A 1,608-nucleotide genomic window follows, 5' to 3' on the forward strand; every position below is an offset into this window, starting at 1 on the left:
CGCTTTCGGAGCCACACGCCGAGGTTCGCGGTGCGCCGGTCCCACTCTACGTCGAACCCGCCGAAGCCGGCGATCTCGCCCGCGCCGTCCTCGCCCTCGCGCGGCCGGATCACGTACGTCGCCGCCTCGCCGTCCTCGAAGCGCTCGCGGCCGCGTTCGAGGAACTCCAGCGTCTCCTTTTTCGTCTCGTGGGGGTCCCACGTGACGTACTCGGTCACCTCGTCGATGCCGGGATCCGACGAGCAGATCCGGTAGCACTCGTCGATATCGACCGTCTCGGGGCCCCTCGCTTCCAGCCGCAGTCGGTCCGTTTCGATGGTCTCGGGGAACACGTCGCACGAGTCGCGGGGGCTCCGAAAAACGCTACCGGCGGCCCGAGACTCGGTCACACGCCCGACACGGGGGTGCGCACCTTTGTTGAAATCCTCAGAGAGTTACACTCATATATTTCTTATTTGATGCTAAAATCGTCTGTCTGAGGGTCTAAACTCCCTATCCACGCCCTAATCGCCCCCATCGGAACTAAATAGAGCAACCACACGGCCCGTGAATCCAGATCGGTACCCGTCCCGATAATCACAAAGCTGACGGGAGCAACCGCAAAGACCAACATCAGAAACAACTCAAAGACGGGCCTGAACGCGAAGGCCAACGCGTCTGCCGGTGATTTGTCTCGATATGACCGGTTGACGATGAAATAGCGCCAGACGCGCGATAGCTGAAAGAAAACGGTGCCAGCAATTGCGAGCCCAACTGAGAGGGAAAGTCCTGAATCCAAATCATAGCCGGGAACGACAGGTCTCATGATTACTGCAAGAATGAAAGCTGAGATAATCGCCTTTCGCAAAACGTAGTTGATATTCCGCCGGTATACCGGCGGTATTAGGGCAATCGGTTGAATTGGAGTGGGCTCCTCATCCCAAGAATCCCCATCGAGATCATCCACGGACTGTGGCGTGAACAACGCGACAGAAAAGAACAGGAGGTTGATGACCGCTATCTCGATGAGATAGATGACAGCGATTTCAACGAGACTCCACTCAAATACAACCACTCCAAGAATGAGTGCAGAGTTCAGAATACACGCAAAAACGAAATCGCGGGACTCTCTGAGCATTCCGAGTATTGTTTTGCTACCCTCCATCTGCCTACTCTTTCCCATCTATCTACACATTTCTTCGGTAGCTGTTTAGTTTGAGCGTCGAGTTGACTGTCTCAGATTGACTCCGTTGCCCGTGGCACAGAGCCGGGTGCCCGGAATGGGGTCACGCGTCGAGCGCGTCGCCGAGGTCGTCGCCGACGCTCGCGATCGCCTCCCGGGCGCGGTCGACGTCCTGCATCGTCATGAACCCGTGAACCATCGTCGGGTAGTTCTCGTACCTGGTGGCGACCCCGTCCGCGACCAGTCGCTCGGCGTACGCCTTCCCGCCGTCTCGGAGCGGGTCGAACCCGGCGGTGACGACTGTCGCGGGCGCGACGCCGGAGAGGTCGCCGGCGTTGATCGGGTCGGCGTACGGGTTCCGGCGGTGGATCTCGTTGCGGTAGTACGACTCGGAGAACCATTCGATGTCCGCCCGCGAGAGGACGATCCCGGCGTGTTCCCGGACC

3 protein-coding genes are annotated in these 1,608 nt (G+C 59.0%); all 3 read right to left on the reverse strand.

What is annotated here, in order from left to right; translation table 11 throughout:
* Positions 1–332, reverse strand: a 332-nt coding sequence (locus tag BN903_RS02815; RefSeq protein WP_048076464.1) for a GNAT family N-acetyltransferase, incomplete at its 3' end; no start/stop codon positions are given.
* 119 nt (positions 333–451) lie between these two features.
* Positions 452–1,144, reverse strand: a complete 693-nt coding sequence (locus tag BN903_RS02820; protein ID WP_048076465.1) for a hypothetical protein — start codon at positions 1,142–1,144, stop codon at positions 452–454.
* A 121-nt stretch (positions 1,145–1,265) separates the two neighbouring features.
* Positions 1,266–1,608: alpha/beta hydrolase fold domain-containing protein (locus tag BN903_RS02825; protein WP_048076284.1), on the reverse strand; the 343-nt coding region annotated here is incomplete at its 5' end.

This window comes from Halorubrum sp. AJ67 (assembly GCF_000513435.1).